This window comes from Nostoc sp. 'Peltigera membranacea cyanobiont' 232 (assembly GCF_002245985.1).
Classification (GTDB): Bacteria; Cyanobacteriota; Cyanobacteriia; order Cyanobacteriales; family Nostocaceae; genus Nostoc.
In genome coordinates, this window is the sequence record NZ_NOLK01000003.1 from 66,169 (window position 1) to 92,895 (window position 26,727).

Consider the following 26,727-nt stretch of genomic DNA (forward strand, 5'->3'; position numbering starts at 1 on the left):
CTGTGTCTGTCTTTGCTGAAAAGTACTGAGTAGGTTTATTTAATCAGCACTTAGCACTGAATGAGGAACACATCCACAGGAAAACGGAACTATGGTAACAACAGCAAAATTTGCCGAAACTAGGGATGTGTTGCAAAACATCAGCTGGGAGACATTCAAAGCTATGCTGGCAGATATGGGATCTGAGCGAAATAAAAGGCTAGCTTATGACAACGGAATTGTAGAAATTATGACGCCGCAGATGCCACACGAGAACTCAAATCGTCTGATTGAAGGTTTTGTTCTTGTGCTGTGTGAAGAGTTTGGTTTAGAAGTTAAAAGCGCTGGCTCGTTAACTATGACGCGAGACGATTTAGAACGAGGAGCCGAGCCGGACAGTAGCTACTATATTCAAAATGAATTGTTAGTTCGCAACCAAGAAAATATTGACCTGAGTATAGATCCACCACCAGATTTGGTACTAGAAGTAGAATATTCCAGATCCAAAATAGACAAGTTGGCTCTTTATGCTTCAATGAGAGTTCCAGAATTCTGGCGTTATAACGGAAACGTGTTGAGAATCTACGCCCTTAACAGTGGACAATATTCGCAAAGCGATCGCAGTCCCACTTTTGCACCCGTTCTGGTGACGGAGATTCCCCGATTTATCCAAGAAAGCAAGAAAATTGGACAAATAGCAGCAACTCGTGCTTTCCGTACTTGGGTTAGACAGCAGATGTCTACAGCAGAGCAATAGTTTATTAAGAAAAATGTCTCAACTGCAAAGAATTGCGATCGCACCCTCTCAATTTCAACAAGGGCAAATTTTGCTCACCAAAGAACAGCAACATTATTTGGGGCGGGTGTTGCGCTTGCGTGAAGGCGATCGCTTTATTGCAATGGATGGTAAGGGAAAATGGTGGTTAGCGCAGCTAGCAGGGGAACAAGCTGAGGTTTTAGAATCGCTTTTGGTAGAAACAGAATTACCTGTATCAATTACGCTGATGGTGGCGTTACCCAAAGGCAATGGATTTGATGAAGTGGTGCGGTGTTGTACGGAGTTGGGAGTAACTTGTATTGCACCAGTATTGAGCGATCGCACTTTGCTTCATCCTAGTCCTCAAAAGCTCGAACGCTGGCGGCGCATCGCAACAGAAGCCGCCGAACAATCAGAGCGCTCTTTTGTACCAACAATTTTAGAACCTGTTGCTTTTAATACGGGTTTGTCATTAGTCATTGGTCATCTGTCATTTGCAAACAGCCAGCAATATATCTGTGAAGCGCGTGGTGAGTTTCCCCATTTAAAAGATTGCTTACAGCACAAAGGACAAGAAACGATTGTTATTGCTACTGGGCCAGAGGGAGGATGGACAACAGAAGAAATTGAGAATGCGATCGCATCTGGCTTTCAACCTGTTTCCCTTGGTCGCCGCATCCTGAGAGCAGTTACAGCCCCAGTAGTAGCATTATCCTTGATTACCGCAAGTTGTGAAGTATAAATGATTTATAGCTCACGCAAAAGTGATTTTGCGCGAGACATCACTCCAACGTGTATTTAAAGCGATGATTGAGCAAGTTGCGATCGCCTTTGACCATAAAGACTATCAAACAGCTGCCAAATTACTCAAACAGCTGCTAGTAGAATCGCCAGACAATCCTTGGGTGCAGTTTTATCATGGTCGGTTGTATGAAGTATCTAGAAAATATCAGGATGCAGAAAAAGTTTATCGGCAACTGCTGCGAGATACAACAAATACCAAAATAGTGAGCCTAGCACGTCAAGGTTTGCAACGATTACAAGAAATTGAGCTTGAAGAAAGACAAAGAGCCATTTCCCAAGCAAAATCTGAACCGAATAACACCGAAATCGGCGTACTAGTTTTAGAGCCACTCAGTAACGAACTCAAAACAGAAGCATCTCGAAAATTCGCCCAGATTATGCAGTTAGATCCCTACACTGCAAGGCTATTACTGCCAAGTCGTGGCTGGAGGTTGTATCGTACTGGACAAGTGGGAGAACTAAAATTTTATGGGAAACAGTTACAGCAGGCTGGCATTCCTTGCTTTTGGGCAACAATAGCTCAAATTCAGCAAATTCGAGTTTATCAAGTCAAACATTTCCAAGAATCTACCCCACAAGCTACTGTTGTTTGCCGTAATGACACAAATCAACTCGGTTCTCTCACCTTTGATTGGTCAGAAGTCACAGCAAGAGTAGTGGGACTGTTGCCCATTTTTGAGGAAGTCGTAGATCGCGACGTGCGCGGTAAACTGGAACGGAAAACCCAAACACAAGACTATGCCCAGTTTTGTGATTTACACCTACCTGGTAGACGTTGCATTCTCCGATTTGATGATAACGGTTATGAATTCCAGCAAGGTTTAGAAATCATTCCTCAAGCTAGCCAAAATACAATCAGAATTAATTGGAATAGTTTATCGAGTTGGATTGATCGGCAATTACCTGAAGTTAAAATTTGGTCAGATTTTACACCTTTTGCAGATACAACACTAGATCAAACAGAAATGCTGGGTAATATCAAGTCTCACATTAATTTGTTTCGCAGGGAACAGACTAATTGGGACTCAGCTTTTCAGCTATATAGTGGACTAGTGTTTGTTAGATAATTCGTAATTCGTAATTCGTAATTCGTAATTCGTAATTCAGTTACCTATTACTTATTACCTAGCTGAAGAAGCAAGTATACAAATCAGATAGGAGTGTTATATCAAACCTATGAATACAGCAACTGCTAAGAAACAAGAATTAGGAGGTTTGTATGTTCAATCTCCTGAAGGACAGCAACTAGTTTTTCCGCTCAAGCATACGGAAGTTTTAGCAAAAATTGCAGGTAACTTGTCACGAGTTGAGGTGATTCAAAGCTTTGAGAATCCCTTTACGGAGCCTTTAGAAGCAGTATATGTCTTTCCGTTACCCGATGAGGCGGCGGTGGATGACATGGAAATTAAAATAGGCGATCGCATCATCAAAGGTAATATAAAAAAACGTGAAGAAGCTGTAGCAATTTACGAAAAGGCAAAACAAGAGGGACGTACCGCCGGACTTTTAGAACAAGAACGAGACAACATCTTTACCCAATCTCTCGCTAACATCAAACCTGGCGAACAAATTGATGTCACAATTCGTTACACCGAAAGTTTAAAATTTGAGGGGGGAAATTACGAATTTGTTTTCCCGATGGTTGTGGGGCCAAGATATATTCCTGGAACGCTGATAGATGGTAGCGGTGACACAGACAGAGTTCCTGATGCTTCCCGCATTACACCCCCTGTAGTCCTAGAAGGAATGCGATCGCGTCACAATATTAATGTCACAGTCGAAATTGATACAGGTTTAGCAATTTCTGAAGTGCGTTCTCCTTCCCATCAATTAAAAATTGAACACTCAGGTGAAATTGTGCGGATTCAATTAGCGGGAGAAGATACAATTCCCAACAAAGATTTAATTCTCCGCTATCAAGTTTCTGGACAAGAAACTCAATCCACAGTATTAACCCAAGCCGACGATCGCGGCGGACACTTTGCAATATATCTAATTCCAGCTTTGGAATATTCCTCTGATGAAATTGTCGCCAAAGATGTCATATTTTTGGTGGATACTTCCGGTTCCCAATCTGGCGATCCGTTATGGAAGTGTCAGGAATTGATGCGGCGATTTATCAATGGGTTAAATCCCAACGATACTTTCACAATTATCGATTTTTCCGATACAGTCAGGCAGTTATCAAAAAAACCTCTACCGAATACAGCAGAAAATCGTGCCCAAGCGATCGCTTACATTAACAATTTACAAGCTAATAGCAGCACAGAAATGCTCAGTGGCATTCGTACAGCCATAAATTTCCCCACACCAGTCGAAAGATTACGTAGTGTTGTTCTCTTAACCGATGGCTACATCGGCAATGAAAATGAAATTTTGGCAGAGGTGCAACAGCATCTACAACCAGGAAATCGCCTTTACAGTTTTGGTGTTGGTAGTTCAGTTAACCGTTTTTTACTGAATCGCATCGCCGAAATTGGCCGGGGAATATCTCAAATTATTCGTCATGATGAACCCACAGAAGAAGTTGCCGAAAAGTTTTACAGGCAAATTAACAACCCCGTACTCACAAATATTCAAATCTCTTGGCACGGTGACACAGAATCGCCTGTCATTTACCCAAAGGTAGCGCCTGATTTATTCAGCGAACAACCATTAGTTTTATTTGGTCGCAAACAGGATAGAGTCGGAGGTAATCTGCAAATCTCAGGCATCGCTGCGGGCGGTAAGCAGTATGAAAAAATGTTTAACCTCAAATTTGAAGAAATAGGAAATCTTGCTGTAGCGCAGTTATGGGGACGCGCTTGCATCAAGGATTTGATGAATCAAATGGTAAGTTTTGAAACTAAAGCTGGTGTAGAAGCAGTTACAGAAACAGCCTTAACTTATCAACTGCTTTCTCAATACACCGCTTTTGTGGCTGTCAGCGATGACGTGCGGGTTGAACCAGGAAGCGAATATTTATCTATGCAAGTGCCAGTGGAAATGCCTGAAGCCGTTAGTTATCAAGGAGTATTTGGCAGTCCTCCGGCTGGTGGTTTTGCGCCTAAGATATCACTCTCAATGCCATCACCATCAGCCTCAGCAGAAGCTCCAGATTTTCTCCGCAAAAGGCGATCGCCACCATCTCCAGTAGCCAAAGAAGTCGGTATCTCTTTGAGCTTTGATTTGGAGGAAATGGAACAAGATGAAATCTCAGACGCAGCCATCAACCATCAGTTAGAGGTCATCAGTATTACGGGCTTGGATGAAATAGGAATCGCCGATCTAACCCAACACTTGGAACAACTAAACTTGCCTTCCGGCTTCAGTGGTGAAATTGTCTTTGAGTTTACCGTCAACAAAGGTCGAGTCGGACAAGTACTTTTGGATGAAAAAACCTCGACCGTAAAAGATGCAGTTGTAGTGGAGAAAATTAAGCGATCGCTCCTAGTTTGGAGAGTTCCTCCATCTACAACTGGCAAAGTTGTCTTAACCTTGCAGATTCACACTTAACTTATTAGTACTATAGAAACACTAAAGAGACGCTATTATCGCGTCTCTTTGACTTAACCAGGGGTTTTGATCTGACGTGCCATATCTAGGTAAGCACTCATATTCGCTCCTGGACGGCGACGGCCATTTGAGCTAGTAACCGAAGGAGAGAGATATTTAGGTGCAAAGGTTGTTTCTTTTGGCTCCTCTTTGAGGACTTTGGCTGCTGCGGCTTTTGCATTTTTGCCGGGTTCAACTTTAAGACCCTCAGCAGTCTGGACTAGCGTAACATCAGCTGGTTTGGGATTTTTAGCTGATTTTGCTTTCCCCTTCTGTGCGGCGGTTTTTGTTCCATTCAACGAATCTGGCTTGGATTGAGTTGGTGCTTCTGATGTAATTGCTGCCGTTACTTTCTTCGCATTCGATGTAACTGTCTCTGCTACTTTCTTCGCGTTCGATGCTACTTCTTTAGCAGCATCTTTGGCAGCATCTTTGGCTTCATCCAATTCTAAGAAGTAGCCGTTGCTTTTCTTCTTTCCTGGTAACAGCCCAGTTATGAAACCGAGAATACCTGAAATTAACTTTTTGATAAAATCCATTACAATTACTCCTGCCTGTTATATTTTGGAACTCGACCGTAATTGTTAAAAATTACGAAAAAATGTAACATTTTCTGCCTTGCGTCACCTCATTCTGGTGACAACCCTTATAGGTTTATGCTTAATCAACATTGTAGTAAAACTATAGGGCAAATGTTCTTTATGCAAGCACTTGCGACCTGTATACACCGAGAACTAATTATTAAATTTTACTGTAACTAAGAGCAAGATTCTGAAAGCAAGCTTTATAAAAATTAACACTCCTTCGTTTGAAAATTATTGATTGGAGAAAAGTAAGCGGTTTACTTTTAACCAGTGGGAGGAGTGTCATAGACTGTTGGCAGATAGCAACAGTACTCAGTTACATTTTTTACAGACTTAATTCAGCCAGATTTTAGAGATGAATACTGAAAATCAGCAGCGCAATCCCGTGTTATTAGTACACGGCATTGATGATACGGGGGCAGTTTTCCATAAAATGGCGGGTTACTTAGGATTACAGGGTTGGTCTGTATATTCCCTCGATCTGGTTCCTAATAATGGTGATGTGGGTCTGGATAAGTTGGCAAAGCAGGTAGCGGATTATGTTACAGCTACCTTTGCACCAGAACAGCGCCTAGATTTAGTAGGCTTCAGCATGGGAGGAATTGTCAGCCGTTATTATATCCAGCGACTGGGAGGAATTAACCGCGTGCAGAGGTTTATCACAATCTCATCACCCCATCATGGAACTGTGGTAGCTTATGCTTCTCAGCGTCCTGGTTGCGTACAAATGCGCCCTAACAGCATTTTTCTGAAGGATTTAAATTCTGATGCTGTAATATTGGGGCAGCTAGATTTTACATCTATCTGGACACCTTATGATTTGATGATTGTCCCAGCCAATAGTTCACAAATGCCCGTAGGAAGCGAAGTAATAGTACCCGTCGCCCTACACCCTTGGATGCTAACAGACTCAAGGAGTTTAGCAGCAGTAAAAGCAGCTTTAACAAACAATGTTAAGCTGCCCTTCCTTAAGAAAGCATCTAGTTAGTTACCAAGATGCTTACCACGCCGAATCTACTCATCTTTAAATTACGAATTACGTCAGCGTAGCGGGGCGTAGCCCATTACGAATTACGAATTACGAATTACGAATTACGAATTACGAATTACTTAAATCCTATCCCCAATTTGCGTATGTTCGTAACTCCCAAAAATCGCCTCTGGGTGACGATAATACTTGAACTCCATAAGGTTATAAAAGGGATCTTCTAAAAAGAAAGTGCGATGCTCAAGAGGAGAACCGACAAAGCGATTTTTGGTTTCTTCATGAAAAAGTAGCTGTTGTTGTTGTGCCCTTTCTAGTAAGTATTGCCAGTCACGTTCTTGAGTAAAAATTAGCCCAAAGTGTCTGGGATAGATACTCTTTTGCGGTATCAAAGGTTCTTTTGTGACGTGAGCCACTAGCTGATGACCATAGAGATTGAGAATTAGGGCATGATGGTTTTCACGACCAGGAATACAGCCCAAGCCATCCACGTAATATGCTTTTGTTTGGGAAATGTCAGTCACAGGGAAAGCAAGATGGAATAAAGTTTGGCTCATAGATTGTGGGAAAAATATTCAGTAGTTGCTACTATCTACAATTGATTCTGTTAAATTTTGATTGTGGTCAAGTTGAACACAGTTTTAATTGACAATAACTTATATTCTTTATCTTTATAACTAAAACAAGGAACTGACTACAACTTCAGTCACTGCACCTTGTGGCTAAGGACTTCGCCTTACATTTACATAATTTATACCTAATTATTTTGGGGTGACTCCTTTCACTTGTGCAGGTATACTAATTTATATTTGCATAGGCACACACTCAGGAACGTAGATTTAATAGCTTACAACTTTATTATGGATGGTGTGTTGGGAACTTAATGCACCATCCATAATAAAGTGCTTTGGATCTGTTACTAGAAGAGTCCACCCAACTAAACAAAAGTTTTGCATTTTGTTTAATCCTCGTTCTTTAGTCAATATTGCAGTGTATATATAAAACGTTGTTTGTAATTTTACACTCAGCTTTCAGGATGATGCTTATGCAATTTAGTTAGTAATACAAACATATTACTTTACCTGAAGAGGTTTCAGAAATTAAGCAATAAGTAGACAAATTCGCTATTCTGTTGATGTTCAGACAAAATTACTCATGATTTGCTGATGTCATTCTTAATTGATTCTGTTAATCCCTGGTTGGTGGCAGTAGTATTAAACACAATTTTATTGGGTTTAGCTTGGATTGCTCCCAAAAAGCTGCTTACCCCTGCTGGTTCATTTCATGCGTGGTTTCTAGCCATCCTAATTTGGGTAACTTTAGGCTGGCAAGGATATGCAGTAGTAATGTTCTATTTTCTGGTTGGTTCTGGCGTTACCCGCATCGGGATGGCAGAGAAAGAGGCTGAAGGAATTGCCGAAAAGCGTTCTGGGGCAAGGGGGCCAGAGAATGTCTGGGGTTCCGCTTTGACTGGGGCGCTGTGTGCTTTGGGAGTAGGGATAATAAATTCGGGATTTCTTGTACCTAGTCTTCAATCTCTAGTCCCTAATCCCCAGTCCCTATTATTACTAGGCTATGTAGCGAGTTTCAGTACCAAGCTGGCTGATACCACTGCTAGTGAAGTCGGTAAAGCCTATGGTAAAAGCACCTTTCTGATTACCACTCTCAAACCAGTACCTCGCGGTACAGAAGGAGCGGTAAGCTTGGAGGGAACTTTAGCTGGGATTGTAGCTTCTATTGCGATCGCATTTGTTGGTTGGGGAGTTGGTTTAATCGATCTATTAGGAGTCGCTTGGTGTATACTGGCAGCATTTATTGCCACCAACTTAGAAAGTGTAATTGGGGCAACACTGCAATCTAAGTATACTTGGCTGACCAATGAAGTAGTAAATATTTTTAATACATTAATCGGTGCGATCGCGGCTGTGCTACTTGCCTGGACATGGGTAAATATCATTAACTAGATCGGTGATGTTGAAGAATAACTCAGAAGTCGGAATGCTACGCCGCAGGCTTTACGCTGCGCTATCCTGACTCCTGAATTTTCCTCTACTGCACTACCTCTGATATTTTCAATCCTGTTTTGTCCCCGCTAGACTGTAAACATAAGCATGGGAAATTATTGTATTTTCTAGCTATATAATTTTTTGACCATTTTCATACAATTAGTTTATGGAATCTTTATCATATTTATTCATCAACAACCAGATTATTTTTATATGATTTAATTTAAAAGTCCTATAAGTGTTTAACCATTTTCACATAATTAATTCATGGAATCTTTATCGTTTTTGACAATTAATGACAAAATAATTTCTATTGAGGAAGCTGTAAAGTACCTGCAAGCCTCTGGAAAATTGGGTCAGTTCATTGGGGATATTCTCCGTCAGTACGTAATTGAGGAAGAAATCCGAACACGAAACGATATTGAGATTGGCACCGCAATAACTGAACAGGCAATTATTGATTTTAGACTGAAAAATCAACTCACTGACCCCCAAAGTTTTCAAGAATGGTTAAAGACTAATAACACAGATTACGCTACCTTTCACACATCGGTTACTTTTGGTTACAAGTTAGAGAAGCTGAAAGCTGTAGTGACGGAGACAAAACTCCAAGAATATTTTATTGAGCGCAAAATTTTTTTGGATCGGGTGGTACTTTCTCGGATTGTTGTTAATAATCGAGAATTGGCAGACGAACTCCACACCCAAATTGAAGAAGGAGGTAGTTTTGAGCAACTAGCTAAAGAGTATTCACTTTCAGATGACCGAATAGTGAACGGCATGATGGGAATCGTTAGCCGAGGAAGTATGCCGGATATATTACGGTCAGCTATTGACGTGGCGAGTCCTGGACAATTGGTAGGACCAATAGAAATCGTTGGCAAAGACTCTCCTCAAGGAGAAGGCCCTTATGGTTTGTTTCGAGTAGAACAATTTCTGCCAGCATCTTTAGAAGATACTCAACTAAATCTTGCATTACAAAATGAGTTATTTGAAAAATGGCTAGCAGAGAAAATTCAAAAACTGACAGTCAAGTTACAAGTGAGTTAAATATTCTGGATAATGAATCTTTACGATTAAAAGTGCTAGCTTCTTTGCCTTGGAGTCAGCCACCACTATGCTGGCTAACTCCCGAACAAAAATCTCAATTGGAAAATGAGTGCCAAACTCGTCAATATCGTTTGGGAGAAAAAATTTGGTCAAACGATGTTGGGCGTTACCAATTCTTAATTGTAGCTGGAAAAGTTCGCTTACGCGAAGAGGGCATTGGTAAACCTTTAGCCGCCCTAGATGTGGGGGATTGGTTTGGTGATTTACAAAAGCTGTCTGCGGATTTTAAAGCTGTAGCTGCTAGCAAAGAAGTAATAGTAGTATGTTGGGATTCAGCCCTGTGGACAGAATTTTCTAACCCACAAATTCAAGAATTTTGGCAAGTGTTACCAGTGAATATGGAGGGAGAAAGAGAGACATTTTCCTTCTCTTCCACTCCTTCACTAGCACCAGCCTCAGAGGGGACTTCCAGCCCTCACAGCCTCCAACCCCAAAGAGGACTCCCAGCCGCCAATTTAATCGTCTCAAATTATCCGTTTGTTGCCAGTTGGAATACAGCTGCTGCCTGTTTAACAATGGTGGCGCAACAGTTAGAAAATTCTGTGCAACTGGAATGGGTGCAGCGTCAACTCAGAGGACAACGCCCAAAACAGGTTGTGGAAGCAGGAGAAAAGCTAGGGTTATCGTTGCGGCGCTTACAAGTGAGTTGGGGAGAGTTGCGACAGCTATCATTTCCAGCTTTACTGTTGTGGAATTCTGACTCACCCCAGAGTCCATCTTGGGTGGTAGCTTATGGAGTTAAAGGCGATCGCTTAATTATCGCTAACCCTCTAAATCCCGATCGCATTTGTGAAAGCTTACCGCAGTCGATAGTTGAGGCATCGTGGGATGGGCGATTGTGGCAAGTAGAACTCATATCCCAGCAAGAAAAGTTTAACCTCAGTTGGTTCACTCCAGCAGTTTGGAAATATAAGGGATTGTTAACAGAAGTGTTGTTAGCATCTTTTACCTTGCAGCTTTTGGGGTTAACAACACCGCTAATTACCCAAGTCGTCATTGATAAAGTGATGGTGCAGGGGAGTTTGCCGACTCTTGATGTCATGGCGATCGCACTTTTATGCGTAGCCATCTTTGAGTCCATACTTGGCATCCTGCGGCTATTTATCTTTACCCATACAGCCCGTCGTCTGGATTTAAGTTTATCAGCACAGCTATTTCGCCATCTGATGCGGCTGCCTTTGGCTTATTTTGAGTCGCGGCGCGTTGGAGACACAGTAGCACGAGTCCAGGAACTCGAACAAATTCGTCAGTTTCTCACAGGTACAGCATTAACTGTGATTCTAGATAGCATCTTTGCTGTGGTCTATCTAGCATTGATGTTTTACTATAATATCCCGCTTACCTTTGTGGCTTTAGCAGTATTGCCACTGTTTGCGACTTTGACCATAGTTGCAACACCAATTCTACGTAACTGGCTGAACGAAACCTTTAACCGGAGTGCCGATAGTCAATCCTTTTTAGTAGAGACAATCACTGGGATTCATTCAGTTAAAGCCCATGCAGCAGAACCAGTCGCCCGCGATCGCTGGGAAGGCTTATTTGCTCGCTTCATTCGCACAGGTTTTAAAGCCTCTACTACCTCCAATATCAGCAGCAATATCGGTGACTTCCTTACCAATTTTTCCACCATGCTGATTCTCTGGTTTGGAGCCAAATTAGTCATCGAACAAAAGCTGACAATTGGACAACTAGTTGCTTTTCAAATGCTATCTGGCAGAGTAACAGGCCCGCTTTTGCGCTTAGTACAGTTATGGCAAACCCTCCAACAAGTGCTACTTTCTGTAGATCGCATTGGTGATATTCTCAACGTCTCCCCAGAAGCTGAACTAGGAACCGGTCTAGTTTTACCACCCCTGAAAGGACAAGTCACCTTCGAGCAAGTATTTTTCCGCTACCGGCCGAACTTTGAAGCAATTCTGCGGGGAATATCTTTCAATGCCGAACCAGGGCAATTTGTTGGCATTGTCGGACGTAGCGGTTCTGGGAAAAGTACCCTGTCTAAACTATTGCAACGCCTTTATCAAATTGAATCAGGACGCATCTTGATTGATGGTTTTGATATAAAAAGTGCCGATTTAGCCTCACTGCGGCAACAAGTTAGTGTAGTTCTCCAAGAAGACTTTTTATTCAACGGTTCCATTTTGGAAAATATCACTCTCGGTACTCCCGATATTACCGCAGAGCAAGTGGTAGAGGCGGCAAGACTAGCAGTAGCACACGATTTCATCAGTCAATTACCTTATGGTTACGAAACCAATGTGGGTGAACGCGGTACAGCTTTATCTGGCGGACAAAGACAACGTATTGCCCTCGCAAGGTTATTTCTTTCCCAAGCGCCGATTTTAGTTTTGGATGAAGCTACTAGCGCTTTGGATAGTGAAACTGAACAACAAGTACTACAAAACTTGCAAAAAGTTTCCGCTAACCGGACTGTGTTCTTGATTGCTCACCGCTTTGCTCCCCTCAAACGCGCCGATTTGATTTTGGTATTAGAGCAAGGCGTAATTGCTGAACGTGGTACTCACTCAGAGTTATTGCAGCAAAAGGGTTTGTATTGGTCACTATATCAACGGCAGCAAGCAAATATCTAGTACCGCAAGGCGGAATTCAAAATTCAAAATTCAAAATTCAAAATGAATACAGCGTAAGCCTTTCGTTGATTTGAAATGGTAGCTTTATTTACGCCGTGGTGTACTAGTAGCTTTAACAAGCTTTTAACTTGTGCTTACTTGATACCCTGAAAATCGGCTTAAAGATAGTCTTTGCCCGCATTTCTCACAAGCTTGAAATGCAGAGGGGCAGAGGGGCAGAGGGGCAGAGGGGAAAGAACTTGTACAATAACTCTCCTTTGCTCCCCTGCTCCCCTGCTCCCCTGCTCCTCTGCTCCTCTGCTCCCCTGCTCAAGAGTACAAGGTTTTGAGAGATGTGGTGAGAAATCCGGGTTTGGCGAATGGAGTTCTGCTCTATTCGCCTTTTGAATTTCTTAAGTATGCAGAAAACTGTAATTTTACTTGCTAATTACGCGATCTTATAGTTAAGTGTATTTGTAGCACTTGTCTTACAAAGAAATATTTCCCGGCTCAATCCCTTATATATCTGGATTTGAGTACTTTTTTTCGTGCAAATTTACTTGAATATACGAGGTGAAATTACTAATGTTTTTTACCAAAGACCGTAACTCTATTAATGAAAATTCTGGTATAAAAAGTAGCTTTATATCGTCAGAAATATCTAATGATTTTAAGAACTCCTCTAGCTCCAGTCTGAGTGATGTAAATAGTTTTAGATCGAGCGATCGCAGTAGTTACACTTCTACAGGAATTGACACTTTTCGAGGTAGAAATTACACGGATGATTATGCTTTAAAGAGCAGCAAAAGCAACAAGAATCATACTCAAGCGATCGCAGCTATTCAACCAGACCTGATAGCACGTACCGTTTCGGCTCCCAGTTCTGCCGTACCTGGCAGTACAATTCAACTAAGCTATGAAATTGAAAACCAAGGCAATGCCACTGCTGGTTATAGTTATACCAAGTTTTATCTCTCTCAGGATCTCTCTTTAGGAAGTGAAGATATATTCTTAGGTGATGACTACGTTGATAACATTTTATCTGGTTACTATAGGTCAGAGTCAACCACACTCACCATCGGCAATAGCGTTGCCGCAGGTAGCTATTATCTGGTGTATCAAGCCGATGGCTATAACTATGTTGCCGAAAGCAACGAAAACAACAACGCTGTTGCTGACGTAATTAATATTACTAAACCAGACCTGATAGTACAAAATACCTCAAATCCCAGTTCTGCGGCGGCTGGAAGTAGCATTCAACTGAACTATCAAATCAAAAACCAAGGCAATGCTAGTGCTGTTGCTAGCAACACCAAGTTTTATCTCTCCCAAGATTTAAATATCGGAAATGAAGATGTGTACTTGGGCTATGACTACGTTAGCGGCATTGCTGCGGGTAATTATAGTTCCGAGTCAACCACGCTTACCCTTGGCAGTAACATCACTGCTGGGAATTATTACTTAGCTTATGTAGCCGATGGTGATGGGAATGTTGCCGAAAGCAATGAAACTAACAACGGTATTGCCGGCGCAATCACCATTACTCCAGCTCAAAAATCAGACCTGATAGTTCAAAATACCTCAGCCCCTAGTACAGCATCCGTTGGTAGCACTATTCAACTAAGCTATCAGGTCAAGAATCAAGGTGTTGGTGGTGCTGTTGCAACTACTACCAAGTTTTATCTATCCAAAGATACCGCTTTTAGTAATGATGATGTGTTGTTAGGCTCCGATGGAGTTAACGCTATTGCCGCAGGTGCTACTAGCTCAGAGACAGCATCGCTGATTATCAACAATGCGATCGCCACAGGTAACTATTACTTGCTCTATCAAGCTGATGGTGCAGGGAATGCGGTTGAGAGCAATGAAACCAACAATTTTGCTAGTAAAGCGATCGCAATTACCCAAGCAGACTTAATAATACAAAACGCTGTAGCTCCCAGTACAACAGCCGTTGGTGGCACCATTCAACTCAGCTATCAGGTGAAAAACCAAGGTATTGGTGGTGCTGTTGCAACTACCACCAAGTTTTATCTATCCAGGGATAACGCTTTTAGTAATGACGATCTGTTGGTCGGCTCTGATACCGTTAACGCCGTAGCCGCAGGTGCTACTAGCTCAGAGACAGCATCGCTGATTATCAACAATGCGATCGCCGCAGGTAACTATTATCTGTTGTATCAAGCCGATGCTAATGGCAATATTGGCGAAAGTAACGAAACTAATAATATTGTCAGCCGAGCGATCGCTATTAATGGCCCCAAACCAGACTTAATCATCCAAAATGTTTCGGCTCCTAGTCTTGTTGACCCCGGTAGCTTAATCACAGTCAATTATCAACTGGCAAATCAAGGTACTGCAACTGCTGGTACAAGTACAACAAAGTTTTATTTGTCTAAAGATGCCGCTTTGAGCAACGATGACACACTCTTAGCCTCTAACCAGAACTACTTCTATTCTGGATTGGGTGGTGGTTACTATAGCTCAGAATCTGACTTTTTCGTACTCAGCAGTAGTACCACTTTTGGAAACTACTATCTGCTATTACAAGCCGATGGCAATGGCGAGATTTTTGAAAGTAATGAAAGCAACAACGTCACTGCCAAAGCAATTACGGTTGCTGCACCAGACTTATTAATCCAAAATCCTGCCGCTCCTGCTAGCGCTAACATCGGCACTTCAATCACACTCAGCTATCAGGTGAAAAACCAAGGTAATGGCAAAGCTAGTATTAACTCTACATACTTTTATCTTTCCAAAGATGGAAGCCTCAGTAATGATGATGTCTATTTAGGTTCTGACTTCGTTAATAACTTGAACGACCTTGCACCCTCTACCATAAGTTCAGAATCTACATCTTTGTCCATTTCTAGCACCATTACCACTGGTAATTACTATCTGCTGTATAAAGCAGATGGCTCTGGGTCTTTGAGAGAAAGCAATGAAAACAACAACGTCGTTGCCAAAGCAATTACAATTACTGCACCAGATTTGGTCATCCAAAATACTACATCTGCTAGTAGTGCTGCTATTGGTACTACACTCCTAGTTAATTATCAACTGAAAAACCAAGGTAATGGCAGTGCTGGGGCGAGTAAGACAAGTTTTTATCTTTCACGAGATACAACATTTGGTGATGATGATATCAGCTTAGGGACTGAAATTGAGGGGAGTGCAAGTCTGACACCTTCTGCGGTTATTTCTCGCTCCACATCTATTACCCTTGCTCCTACAATTAATGCTGGTAAATACTACCTGATATTGAAAGCCGATGGGCCGGGAAATGTTGCTGAAAGTAATGAAAGTAACAACGGTGTTTACATTACCACACAAATTACTTTGAATCCTGTCAATGGTGGCGGATTTAACTCAACTACAGGTTATGGTTTAATTAATGCCGCAGCAGCAGTAGCGAAAGCTTTAGGTCAGAGTACCTTTGCTGATGTCCCTGACTTGGGTGGTGATAATTGGGGAGCCGACGCAATTAAAGCACCGGAAGTTTGGGCAAAGGGATACACAGGTCAGGGTGTTATTGTAGCTGTGATAGATACTGGGGTAGATTACAATCACCCTGACTTGAACGCCAATATCTGGAAAAATACCAAGGAAATTGCTGGCAACGGCAAAGATGATGATGGCAATGGTTACATCGATGATGTCAACGGTTGGAACTTCGTTGGCAACAATAACAATCCATTAGACGACGAAGGTCATGGTACTCACGTTTCTGGTACTATTGCTGCGGTGAAAAATAACTTTGGTGTCACTGGGATTGCCTATAATGCCAAAATTATGCCGGTAAAAGTTCTCGGTAGCGATGGTCAAGGTAGCAGTAGCGCGATCGCCAAAGGTATTCGTTATGCTGTGGATAATGGAGCTAATGTCATAAACCTCAGCTTAGGTAGCTCTTCTCCTAACAGTGATGAGCAGTCAGCCATTCAATATGCTGCCAGCAAAGGGGTATTTGTCGTCTCAGCAGCAGGTAATGACGGCGGGACAGCACCAATCTATCCAGCTCGCTATGCCGATCAATGGGGACTTGCGGTTGGAGCAGTCTCTTATAATAGAACACTGGCTGACTTCTCCAACCGCGCTGGAACGACTCCACTCGCATACGTTACAGCTCCTGGAGCATACTTGACACTTGATGACGACGGGTATCTAGGAATCGGTATCTACTCGACACTTCCGGGTAATAAGTATGGTTTTGAAGACGGAACATCTATGGCGGCTCCTCACGTTGCTGGGGTAATAGCTTTGATGCTCAGTGCTAAAAAAGGTCTAACTAATGCCCAAGTGCGTCAGATTGTCACAACGACAGCAGCAAATAGCTTGGCATAGAACAATCCCTTAAATGTGGTTGAGCAAAAGTAAAATAGAATTACTATAAGCGGCAGAATGAGCAGCAAACGCCACTCATTCTGCCGCTTATTTCATAATTAAGCATATTTAAATATGTGAAAATCAGTGTAGTTCTTCAGAAAAAACACGATTCTCATAATATTTTTTGGTAATATAATTAGCATTTTATTATTAGATTTCATAGTAATTATTAACAAGACGGCTAATTTACACATTAAAATTTTTGTTTTGCAGAAGTTTTAATGTTTTAGCTGTAAAAAAACATTGCTGATTTTGAGAAAAAATTATGCTCACTGATAAGACGAATAACAATTTTTTTTCTACTAATAAAAGCTTAAATTTTACTTCAACCTCTTCATTAGATACATTTAATACTAAGGATGACTCTAGCCTCAACTTAAGCGGACGTAGTAGCTACAACTCAGGCGATTCTGATGTGCAGTTGCTAAATAATAGTGACCCTACGACTAATGCTTTTAGCACGGAAAGTTATAACTCCACCAACGGCTATGGCTTAATTAATGCAGCAGCAGCAGTGGCTAAAGCTGCTGGTCAGAATACCTTTGCTGATGTTCCCGATCTTGGTGGCAATAATTGGGGAGCAGACCTCATTAAAGCACCGGAAGTTTGGGCACACGGATATACAGGTAAGGGAGTCGTTGTTGCTGTTTTAGATACTGGGGTTGACTACAACCACGAGGATTTAAAAAATAATATCTGGACGAATACCAAGGAAATTCCAGGTAACGGTATAGATGATGATGGTAATGGCTATGTTGACGATGTTTCCGGCTGGAACTTTGCTGATAAAAACAACAATACCCTAGATAAAAACGGTCATGGCACTCATGTTTCCGGCACGATCGCAGGAGAAAATAATAGCTACGGTGTCACTGGTATTGCTTATGATGCCAAGATTATGCCCGTCAAAGTGTTGAATGACTCTGGCTCTGGTTCCTATAGTTCCATATCTAAAGGTATTCACTACGCTGTGGATAATGGAGCGAATGTGATTAACCTCAGTTTAGGAGGCCCATCTTCCAACAGTACTCTGGAGTCAGCCATTAACTATGCCAGCAGCAAAGGAGTGATTGTTGTCATGGCAGCAGGTAACGATGGTGACTCATCACCAGGTTATCCTGCCCGCTATGCATCCAAGTCGGGAATTGCCGTTGGAGCAGTAGATAGCAATAACAATTTGGCCGACTTCTCTAACCGTTCTGGAACGAATAAAATCACTTACGTCACAGCCCCAGGAGTTAAGGTCTATTCATCGGTTCCAAATAATCAATATGCCACTTATAGCGGTACTTCTATGGCGACTCCCCACGTTGCTGGTGTAGTTGCTCTGATGCTTAGTGCTAACCACAATTTGACTGATGCTCAAGTACGTCAGATTATCGCAGAAACCGCAGAAAATAGTACACAAACTACAAACTCTAGTTTAAATCTTTCTAATGCCAGTTCTCTAGCGAATCAAGCGATTGCAAATACCGCAGGAAATAGTACACAAATTACAAACCCTAGTTTAAATCTTTCTAATGTCAGTTCTCTAGCAAGGCAGGTGATTTCTGACAACAACCTGCTACGCATCTATGGACAAACGGCCAATAATCTCACGTCACAGAGAATTTCTAGTTTTAATAACTATGATGTTAGTTCTCTAGTGAGTCAGGCGATGTCTAACGACAAGGTGCTAGGCATCCACACAGAAACAGTAAAATATCTGACATCAGAAACCATCGCTAGTTCTAGTAATTCTGATTTCAATTCTCCAACAGATCGGAAAAATACACAAACAGCAAAATATCTTATACCCGCCGAAGGTAATAACGGATTAGCCATTGATGAGAGCGATGTCTTCTCTACGAGACGCTCCGCGAACGACGGGCTACGCCTACGTTTTTCCGATCGGAAGTTTAGCTGAATGCTAGGGCGTGTTTTCAATTGTGGTTATAGTTTGAAAACACACCCTAGTAAGCTAAAACACATATAACTTGCATATTCAAATTTGCTCAATATCTTGTGGGGTGGGCATCTTAACCGCCCTGATTATGCAACTTAAATGCCGATTAGCTTACAACACGGCGGAAATAAATAGACCATTTAAAATCAACGAAACGCTTACGCTGCGCGAATGCCAACGGCATGGCAACTCTTAGAGAGGCTGCGCCAACGCTTAGAGCTAGTCTAGCGTACCCCTGCGGGGAAGCAAGCTACGCGCAGCGTCTCGTAGAGAGCGTCATTTTGAATTTTGAATTCCGCCTTGCGGTACTAGTCCCTATTCTTCCAGTAAGCTTCTCAACATCCAAGCTGTCTTTTCGTGTACTTGCATCCGTTGAGTTAATAAATCGGCAGTAGGTTCGTCGTTAACTTCCTCTGTGACGGGGAAAATAGACCGTGCAGTTCTGACTACGGCTTCTTGTCCTTCCACTAATAAGCGGATCATATCCACAGCTTTAGGAACTCCGAGTGTTTCTGGAATCGAACTCAGTTTGGCATATTCGCTGTAGGTTCCTGGTGCGGGATAGCCAAGGGCTCTAATTCTCTCGGCTATTAAATCAACTGCTAAGGCTAATTCTGTATACTGGGTTTCAAACATCAAATGTAAGGTTTGGAACATCGGCCCCGTTACATTCCAATGGAAATTATGAGTTTTCAGATACAGTGTATAAGTATCAGCCAACAGACGAGATAAACCCTCGGCAATTTTAGCCCTACTAGCCTCGTCAATGCCGATATTTACATTTTTGACTGTTACTTTCGATGACATAATTTTCTCCTAATTAGGTTATATGTAATTGGGGATTGGAAATTCGGCATTGGGAATTGGGCATTGGCAAGAAAATTAAGTCCCCATTCCTCATTCCCCATGCCCCATGCCTATTATCTATGCCAAGTGCATCTTTAAAACGCTGCGGGGTGCTTTACGGACTCTGGCTAAAACGGTTTCTTTGCCTAAACGCTGGCAAGCTTCATACCGATGGCAACCAGAAAAGCCATAATATTGTCCATCTACTTCTAGGACATCAATAGGTTCTTGCTGCCCAATCTCCGCAATCGATTCCATTAAGGCTTGTACTTTATTTGGATCGTTTGCACGGGGCAATGGTCGTTTTATCTGATTTAATGGAATTTCTTGGACTCTAACCATAAGGAGTTTATCCAACTAGTTCTGTTTTGTACCTTTAAGTAAATCATAGTCGTTATGACTTCGTTTTGCAATGTATATTTGGGGCAAAACTGGTAATGGTATCATTGGAGCACTCATGCGACAAAAAGACCGCGCTGCAAGGCAATTGGAAAATCAGCTCCAACGCCGCATTAAGGGGCAAAAGAGGCTTTCTACGAGAAGAGGCTCCGCCAACGCGAAGGATTACTTACTACCGCTTCTCTACGAGACGCTGTGCGAATGCTATCAGGTAGCCATGAAATTTTCGTTTTGGCGTTTTTCCCACACTGTGCTGACAACATTTTGTCTATTGGGGCTGACTGCTGCATCAGGGCCTGAGAGCAATATCCAGGATATGGAATTGAAAATTGGGATTGTACAGCGATTTGGCTCACAACCCACAGCCAAACTGCAACTGGAACCCACAAAAGGCGATCGCTTAAAGCTAAAATTTCAAGCGGGCAACAAGCAGCAAACCCTGGTAACAAAGAACCCCGTAAAGCTGGAAACAGTCATGCAAGCTTTACCCCAGCCAGATGTTGAAGAAATGGTAGTTTTAGGCACATACCGTACTTTTGAAACGGCAGAAGATAGTGCTAACAAATGGCGTTCTCAGGGAATAGAAGTGGAAATAGCCCAGCCAGAACGCTGGCAGGTTTGGGCTAAACGAGATGTTTATAGCACTCCTTTACTGCGACGCTTGCTTTTGCAGAACATCCAAGCTTCTACTAAAGAAAAAGTATATCTTGATACTAAAGTCTTAAAACAAGTGCCGCAAGTTAGTTGGGTGGTAGATGGTAAACGCTATAGCCCAAATGATTTAGAAATCAGCACTGATAAAAACTTGATTCGGGTGAATAAAAGCGAAAAACAAGAATTTGCTCGTCTTTATGCTGGGCAACTGAATTTGCAGCCAAATGCCTATGGCACATACACTCTAGTTAACCAAGTCCCCTTAGAAACTTATTTACGTGGGGTTGTACCTTACGAAATAGGCACGGATGCACCAACTGCGGCGCTGGAAGCCCAAGCAATTCTCGCCCGGACTTATGCTTTAAGAAATTTACGTAGGTTTGCCGCAGATAACTACCAGTTGTGTGCCGATACTCACTGCCAAGTTTATTATGGGCTAAATGGAGCGGCTGCTAAAACAGATCGAGCGATCGCTTCCACCAGAGGTAAGGTAGTAACTTATAAAAACGAACTAGTAGATGCCCTGTATTCTTCCACCACAGGTGGCGTTACTGCTTCCTTCAGCGATGTCTGGAATGGCGACGATCGTCCCTATCTGCGCCCTGTACTAGATGCTGCAACTAATTTTTGGGACTTGTCTAAGCAGAGTTTGGCAGATGAAAAGAACTTCCAGAAATTTATTAATATCCAACAAGGATTTAATGAGAGCAAGTGGGATGCGTTTCGTTGGCATAAGGAAACCTCTTTAAAGGATATCATCAAGGACTTGCAGAAATTTTTGCAGGTGAAAAAGAGTCCCCATGCCAAATTTAAGACAATTCAGGCTATGGCAGTAGTGAAGCGAAGCCAGAGCGGACGCATCCTTGAACTCGCAGTTAAAACTGATAAAAGCACCTTTATTCTCTACAAAGACGAAGTTCGCAGTGCCTTTGCTGCTCCTACGAGTACGCTTTTTTACCTAGAACCTCTGAATAAGGGCAAAGCTGAACTGTGGGGATACGCTTTTATTGGTGGTGGATTAGGACATGGAGTTGGCTTAAGTCAAACTGGCGCTCAAAATCTAGCAAAATTAGGTTGGTCAAGTCCAAAAATTCTTCAATTCTACTATCCTGGTACTGAGATTCGAGTTCTTAATAAAGAGATTAAACTTTAAGCTAATCGCCATTTAAGTTGCATCTATCTTTAGGTAGGAATCAGGAATTAATAAAAGGCAAACAAAAAATTAAGCAGGAACACAGTAAATTTGGTGTTCCTGCTTAATAGTAAATCCCAGGCTTTTTGTCAAAGTGGCTTTAAGAGGCACACACAACTTGGTGTTTAGTCTTCTAAGATTGAGACTTTCAGCGATCGCTCAGTTAAGAAGTTGAGCAACTATAATCACCAATTGAAATAGGTTTTTGGCTATTTAGTTTTGCTCTTAATAGAGTTCTTCTTCTTTGTGAGTTTCGATTGTCAGATTAGAAGTTGGGTAAGCAACACAGGTCAATACGTATCCAGCTTCGATTTGATCGTCATCTAAGAATGATTGATCGCCTTGATCGACAGTACCTGATACGAGTTTACCTGCACAGGTCGAGCAAGCACCAGCGCGGCAAGAGTAAGGCAGGTCAATACCAGCTTCTTCAGCAGCGTCTAGAATATAGGTATCGTCCTCAACATCAAGGGTTGTGTTCAGCCCTTCAGCCTCATTGATTAGTGTCACTTTATAAGTTGGCATTGAGTAATCCTCTCTTTTGTGAACGGCAGTATAAGTTATCTTAAGCCAAAGGTCGCGGCTGTTCTGTGGAATTAGCCGCTAGTTTATATTTGCTTCAATTCTGATACTACGAGAAAAATTAAACGATGTAACTGGAAATTGAACCCGATTAGTAATGAAATTTAGTTGCTTAATCCCAATAAGTTTTATTTATGTATTTACTGCCATAGTCGGGCTGTGATAATAAAAAACTATCCTTTAGCTAAGGAACTATGATTAAATTCGATGTAATCTAAATTTGCCAAATGACTTTTCACTCATAAGACAAGATTTTTGTCAAGAGAATCAAGAAACTTGAAAAAGTTTGAAATCAAAAAATTTCCTCCAAAAACTCCGAGAATTTAAAGATGAACAAAAACCTATTTGTAAGCACGTAAGATAATGGATTTGTGCCAAATTTTTATATATTAGAATTGTGTATAATTCAGGAGCAGCTTTGGAAAAAGCAAGAGTGCGTGTAGGTTTGGTAGGTACTGGGTATGCGGCAAAGTTCCGGGCTGAGGCATTGCTCCATGATGAGCGATCGCAGTTAATTGCAGCTGTTGGTCATACCGCAGAAAAAACAGAAGCCTTTGTCAAAGAGTACCAAATTGAAGCGTTGAGTTCTTGGCAAGAGCTAGTAAGGCGTGAAGATGTAGACCTGGTGGTAATTTGCACTGTGAATCGAGATCATGGTGCGATCGCTCGTGCAGCACTTACCAACGGCAAACACGTAATTATAGAATATCCCCTTTCGTTAGATGTAGTGGAAGCAGAGGAACTGATTGCCTTAGCCAAAACACAACAAAAACTCCTGCACGTAGAACATTTAGAACTTTTGGGTGGTTTGCATCAAGCCTTAAAGCAAAACTTAGCCAAAATTGGTGAAGTGTTTTATGTTCGCTACAGCACCATCAATCCCCAAAATCCTGCACCTCGCAAATGGACTTATAACCACGAGTTATTCGGCTTTCCCTTAATTGGGGCGCTGTCTCGCCTACATCGCCTCACCGATTTATTTGGTAAAGTATTTACTGTTAACTGTCACCAGCGATATTGGGAAATAGAACCAGAATATTACCAAACCTGTTTTTGCACTAGTCAACTCTGCTTTAACAGTGGACTTTTAGCCCAAGTAGTTTATGGCAAAGGTGAAAGTATATGGCAATCAGAACGCAAGTTTGAAGTTCATGGGGAAAAGGGTGGTTTAATTTTTGATGGCGACACAGGAATTTTCATCCAGCCAGGGGAAACAACAACTATAGAGGTTGGCCCTCGCCGGGGTTTGTTTGCCAAAGACACAAGTATGGTGTTAGACCATCTTTTTGATGGTACTCCTTTGTACGTTACCCCAGAGGAGAGCTTATATACCTTAAAAGTTGCTGATGCAGCCCAAAGGGCTGCACAGACAGGGTTAACTATGTTTATGAAAGATATCTAGATAAAAGTTAATGAAAACTGAACTAATTGTTATTTTATCCCAACGAGAAATAGAGAAAATGCGGCAAGCTGGGCGTTTAGCAGCCAAACTTCTCCAGCATCTCGAACCGTTTGTCAAACCAGGGGTTAGCACTCTGGAACTAAATGATGAAGCCGAACGTTGGACGCAAGCGCATGGAGCAAAAAGCGCACCCCTTGGCTATAAGGGTTATCCCAAATCGATTTGCACTAGTGTAAATGAGGTAATTTGTCATGGCATTCCCAATGCCAAGCAGATTCTCAAAGAAGGTGACATTATTAATATTGATGTAACGCCCATTGTTGAAGGTTATCACGGCGATACATCCAAGACATTCTTTGTTGGTACTCCTTCGGCAAAAACGAGAAAGCTGGTAGAGGTGACAGAGGAGTGTTTGCGCCTGGGTATTGCTGAAGTTAAACCTGGGGCACGCATTGGCGATATTGGTGCAGCTATTCAAGAGTATGCTGAAGGACAAGGCTTTTCTGTAGTGCGAGATTTCGTTGGACACGGCATCAGTAATATTTTTCACACTGCGCCGGATGTTCCGCATTATGGCACACGCGGTAAGGGTAAGCGTCTCAGACCAGGGATGGTTTTTACTATTGAGCCAATGATCAATGAAGGTAGTTACGAAGTCGAAGTTCTCAGCGATAAGTGGACTGCGGTAACGCGCGATCGCAAGCTTTCTGCTCAATGCGAGCATACCTTAGCTGTAACTGAAGATAGCGTTGAAATTCTGACTCTACCTGAAGGTTAAAAAGTAAAGCATGGAGGTAAGATTATGACCCAAGTATTGCCAAAATTACTCACCTTCAATGAATTTATTGAATGGTATCCCAATGATGGAAAACGCTATGAATTGCACAAAGGAGTAATTATTGAAATGCCACCCCCAATCGGTTCGCATGAAAAAGTTGTAGGATTCATAGCCCATAAGCTAACTGTCGAGTTTGATCGCCTGAATCTTCCCTACACTATACCAAAAACTGTATCGATCAAAACTCCTTCTGCCGAATCCGCTTATTCGCCTGATGTGTTGCTGCTAAATCTTGATAATCTCGACAATGAACCGCTTTTTCAAAAACAGTCAACAGTCAGCCAACCAGCATCGGTTCCAATAGTTATTGAGGTTGTTTCAAGCAACTGGCGAGATGATTACTACAATAAACTTAGGGATTATGAAGAAATGGGAATTCCCGAATATTGGATTGCTGATTATGCTGCATTGGGTGCAAGAAAGTTCATCGGCAATCCCAAACAACCCACTATTTTTGTATGCGAATTAGTTGATGGTGAATATCAAATGACACCATTTCAAGGTAACACCGCGATTTCATCACCTACCTTTCCTCAATTAAATTTAACTGCACAGCAGATTTTTAATGCGGCTAACTAATTTTTTATAACTATCTTCCCAACCTATTTGGAATACCTTCACAACCACCAGGGATAGTAGCTCTCGTTTTTTCGCCACCCCAACTGCAACAGTAGCAACGCGCAGACTCAGACATTCGTTGCACATTGCTGAAATCTGCATTTTCCACCACAGCGCCAGTTTGTTCGCCGGTTTCATAATCTGGTGGTTCAGTCCGACTGCGGGGCGATGCTTTATCTACTACACCGTAGAATAGACGAATGCCGTTGATGTCAGCACCACTGAGATTAGCACTATATAAAATTGTGCGGGAGAGGTTGGCTTTTACTAAGTCACAAGCGATCAGGTTAGCACGGACAAGATTAGCTTCGCTGAGGTCAGTCCAACGTAAATCAGTACCCGAAAGGTCTGCTGCGGCTAACATTACGCCTAAATCGATGACACGCAAACCTTCCAGGCGGTCTTCTGCATATCCGCCAGTCCCATCAAGAATGGCTCGACCTAATAGCCGATCGCGTTTTAAGGGTGATAGCAACTTGGAACGTGAGAGAAAGCGGAGAATTTTCGCTTTACCACTACCATCGACACTACTTAAAATTGCCGCAGTGCGTCCTTCAGCGATCGCTCTTTCTTGAGGCCAATCTTCTAATAATCCTTCTTCATCTAATACTAAGTCTGAAATGCCTTGGAAATAGGAATCAATTGTCTGTTGCTGGGTGATAATATTTTGCTGAATCGTCAGCATATTTTGCTGAATTGTCAAGTCTTTGGAAATTACATATTGTCGCCAAGCTACGTAAACGGCAATGATCGCGATGAGAATTTGTCCCAAAGCGCCAAACCATTCTGCTAGGCTACCAGCAATGTCCCAGTTAATTTGGCGTGCTACAACAAGTAAGCGATCGCCTACACCTGTGAACCGAATCAAGCCAACGATCGCGACTATTAGTCCCAAAAAGGCCACAAACAGGGTGCGTTCTTGGGGTGAAAACCACTCGTTTAAAACTTCTTGGAACCAAGGCAATAATATCGCTAAAGATAACAGCAAAGCTATCAGCGTTCCAATAATGCCGACGATCCAGTTATTGAAGATAATTCCAATGAAGGTGATGGCGATCGCTATTAGAGTAATTAGCAATGCCCTCGGTTTTACTGTGAATTGATTGGTAATGGGTTGCTTGAAGTCGGAACGGGCTTGTTGTATAGCAATTGTATGTTGCGGAGATTGTAAAGATCCAATCACCGCTAGTACTTCTGAGGTTAAGTTTTTCTCAGTTGAACTACCCTCAAAGTCATCCGGTTGCAAGTCGTTTTCAGGAACTGGTTCTGGGGTTGGTAGATTAGGGGAATCGGATTCAATTGTCATGTTTTCTATTTTGCTCCCTCAATCCAAATTATGCAGCGTTCCTACCGCAGAAAATTCATGAACTACTTCAGATTTCACTTCGCTAGATTCAAAGTTTCTGAAATTTCATCTGTTGAACTTGCTAAAGCCTCCACAATATTGTCCTTTTAGCGATTTTTCAACATTCCCGACCCGTTCAAAATCCGTTACAGTGAGTCTAGCGCTTTAGACGGATTTCACAATTTATAATAAAT

The 26,727-nt window shown here is 42.1% G+C and carries 20 protein-coding genes; 14 read left to right on the plus strand and 6 right to left on the minus strand.

Features of this window, described 5'->3' with window-relative positions; translation table 11 throughout:
- Positions 1 to 91 precede the first annotated feature (91 nt).
- From CDG79_RS01940 to CDG79_RS01955, 4 genes are all read left to right on the plus strand, one after another.
- Complete coding sequence (locus tag CDG79_RS01940; RefSeq protein WP_094340080.1) at positions 92 to 736, plus strand: Uma2 family endonuclease; 645 nt, start codon at positions 92 to 94, stop codon at positions 734 to 736.
- A 13-nt stretch (positions 737 to 749) separates the two neighbouring features.
- Positions 750 to 1,478, plus strand: coding sequence for a 16S rRNA (uracil(1498)-N(3))-methyltransferase (locus tag CDG79_RS01945; RefSeq protein ID WP_094340081.1), 729 nt, complete (start codon positions 750 to 752; stop codon positions 1,476 to 1,478).
- A 64-nt stretch (positions 1,479 to 1,542) separates the two neighbouring features.
- Positions 1,543 to 2,607, plus strand: coding sequence for a tetratricopeptide repeat protein (locus CDG79_RS01950; RefSeq protein ID WP_094340178.1), 1,065 nt, complete (start codon positions 1,543 to 1,545; stop codon positions 2,605 to 2,607).
- A 109-nt stretch (positions 2,608 to 2,716) separates the two neighbouring features.
- Positions 2,717 to 5,035, plus strand: a complete 2,319-nt coding sequence (locus tag CDG79_RS01955) for a VIT domain-containing protein (RefSeq protein ID WP_094340082.1) — start codon at positions 2,717 to 2,719, stop codon at positions 5,033 to 5,035.
- Positions 5,036 to 5,088: 53 nt separating this feature from the next.
- Here the strand turns inward: CDG79_RS01955 and CDG79_RS01960 are convergent, their stop codons facing one another.
- On the minus strand, positions 5,089 to 5,613 hold the full coding sequence (locus CDG79_RS01960) for a hypothetical protein (RefSeq protein ID WP_094340083.1): 525 nt from the start codon (positions 5,611 to 5,613) through the stop codon (positions 5,089 to 5,091).
- Between the two features lie 400 nt (positions 5,614 to 6,013).
- Here CDG79_RS01960 and CDG79_RS01965 point away from each other — a divergent pair, with 400 nt between their 5' ends.
- Positions 6,014 to 6,646: an esterase/lipase family protein gene (locus CDG79_RS01965; protein WP_094340084.1), complete on the plus strand. Its 633-nt coding sequence runs from the start codon at positions 6,014 to 6,016 to the stop codon at positions 6,644 to 6,646.
- A gap of 122 nt (positions 6,647 to 6,768) precedes the next feature.
- On the opposite strand, the gene CDG79_RS01970 is transcribed toward CDG79_RS01965, so the two are convergent.
- On the minus strand, positions 6,769 to 7,200 hold the full coding sequence (locus tag CDG79_RS01970; RefSeq protein WP_094340085.1) for a VOC family protein: 432 nt from the start codon (positions 7,198 to 7,200) through the stop codon (positions 6,769 to 6,771).
- Between the two features lie 609 nt (positions 7,201 to 7,809).
- Here CDG79_RS01970 and CDG79_RS01975 point away from each other — a divergent pair.
- The 5 genes from CDG79_RS01975 to CDG79_RS01995 all read left to right on the plus strand — a co-directional run bounded on the left by CDG79_RS01975 (position 7,810) and on the right by CDG79_RS01995 (position 18,618).
- Positions 7,810 to 8,607: a TIGR00297 family protein gene (locus tag CDG79_RS01975; RefSeq protein WP_094340086.1), complete on the plus strand. Its 798-nt coding sequence runs from the start codon at positions 7,810 to 7,812 to the stop codon at positions 8,605 to 8,607.
- A gap of 309 nt (positions 8,608 to 8,916) precedes the next feature.
- Complete coding sequence (locus CDG79_RS01980) at positions 8,917 to 9,699, plus strand: peptidylprolyl isomerase (RefSeq protein WP_094340088.1); 783 nt, start codon at positions 8,917 to 8,919, stop codon at positions 9,697 to 9,699.
- The gene (locus CDG79_RS01985; RefSeq protein ID WP_094340091.1) at positions 9,648 to 12,350 is read left to right on the plus strand and encodes a type I secretion system permease/ATPase; all 2,703 of its coding nucleotides are present in this window, start codon (positions 9,648 to 9,650) and stop codon (positions 12,348 to 12,350) included. The genes CDG79_RS01980 and CDG79_RS01985 overlap by 52 nt, the downstream gene beginning before the upstream one ends.
- 564 nt (positions 12,351 to 12,914) lie before the next feature.
- Positions 12,915 to 16,670 carry a CARDB domain-containing protein gene (locus tag CDG79_RS01990; RefSeq protein ID WP_094340093.1) on the plus strand — a complete coding sequence of 1,252 codons (3,756 nt, stop codon included), beginning with the start codon at positions 12,915 to 12,917 and terminating at the stop codon, positions 16,668 to 16,670.
- Between the two features lie 307 nt (positions 16,671 to 16,977).
- Positions 16,978 to 18,618 (plus strand): S8 family peptidase, encoded by a 1,641-nt coding sequence (locus CDG79_RS01995; RefSeq protein ID WP_094340095.1) that lies wholly within the window; start codon positions 16,978 to 16,980, stop codon positions 18,616 to 18,618.
- A gap of 354 nt (positions 18,619 to 18,972) precedes the next feature.
- Here CDG79_RS01995 and CDG79_RS02000 read toward each other — a convergent pair whose 3' ends face one another.
- Positions 18,973 to 19,464 (minus strand): Dps family protein, encoded by a 492-nt coding sequence (locus CDG79_RS02000; protein ID WP_094329375.1) that lies wholly within the window; start codon positions 19,462 to 19,464, stop codon positions 18,973 to 18,975.
- A gap of 117 nt (positions 19,465 to 19,581) precedes the next feature.
- Positions 19,582 to 19,845, minus strand: a complete 264-nt coding sequence (locus tag CDG79_RS02005; RefSeq protein WP_012410090.1) for a ParB N-terminal domain-containing protein — start codon at positions 19,843 to 19,845, stop codon at positions 19,582 to 19,584.
- A gap of 115 nt (positions 19,846 to 19,960) precedes the next feature.
- Here CDG79_RS02005 and CDG79_RS02010 point away from each other — a divergent pair, with 115 nt between their 5' ends.
- Positions 19,961 to 21,709: a SpoIID/LytB domain-containing protein gene (locus CDG79_RS02010; protein ID WP_094340180.1), complete on the plus strand. Its 1,749-nt coding sequence runs from the start codon at positions 19,961 to 19,963 to the stop codon at positions 21,707 to 21,709.
- 264 nt (positions 21,710 to 21,973) lie between these two features.
- On the opposite strand, the gene CDG79_RS02015 is transcribed toward CDG79_RS02010, so the two are convergent.
- Positions 21,974 to 22,273 carry a ferredoxin gene (locus CDG79_RS02015; protein WP_094340098.1) on the minus strand — a complete coding sequence of 100 codons (300 nt, stop codon included), beginning with the start codon at positions 22,271 to 22,273 and terminating at the stop codon, positions 21,974 to 21,976.
- A 475-nt stretch (positions 22,274 to 22,748) separates the two neighbouring features.
- Here CDG79_RS02015 and CDG79_RS02020 point away from each other — a divergent pair, with 475 nt between their 5' ends.
- From CDG79_RS02020 to CDG79_RS02030, 3 genes are read left to right on the plus strand one after another with little or no spacing between them, the layout of a single operon-like run.
- Positions 22,749 to 23,732, plus strand: coding sequence for a Gfo/Idh/MocA family protein (locus CDG79_RS02020; protein ID WP_223277977.1), 984 nt, complete (start codon positions 22,749 to 22,751; stop codon positions 23,730 to 23,732).
- Between the two features lie 10 nt (positions 23,733 to 23,742).
- A complete protein-coding gene (gene map, locus CDG79_RS02025; RefSeq protein ID WP_094340103.1) occupies positions 23,743 to 24,510 on the plus strand; it encodes a type I methionyl aminopeptidase in 768 nt (255 codons plus the stop codon).
- A 24-nt stretch (positions 24,511 to 24,534) separates the two neighbouring features.
- A complete protein-coding gene (locus CDG79_RS02030) occupies positions 24,535 to 25,149 on the plus strand; it encodes a Uma2 family endonuclease (RefSeq protein WP_094340106.1) in 615 nt (204 codons plus the stop codon).
- 10 nt (positions 25,150 to 25,159) lie between these two features.
- On the opposite strand, the gene CDG79_RS02035 is transcribed toward CDG79_RS02030, so the two are convergent.
- Positions 25,160 to 26,494 (minus strand): pentapeptide repeat-containing protein, encoded by a 1,335-nt coding sequence (locus CDG79_RS02035; protein WP_094340108.1) that lies wholly within the window; start codon positions 26,492 to 26,494, stop codon positions 25,160 to 25,162.
- Between the last annotated feature and the right edge of the window lie 233 nt (positions 26,495 to 26,727).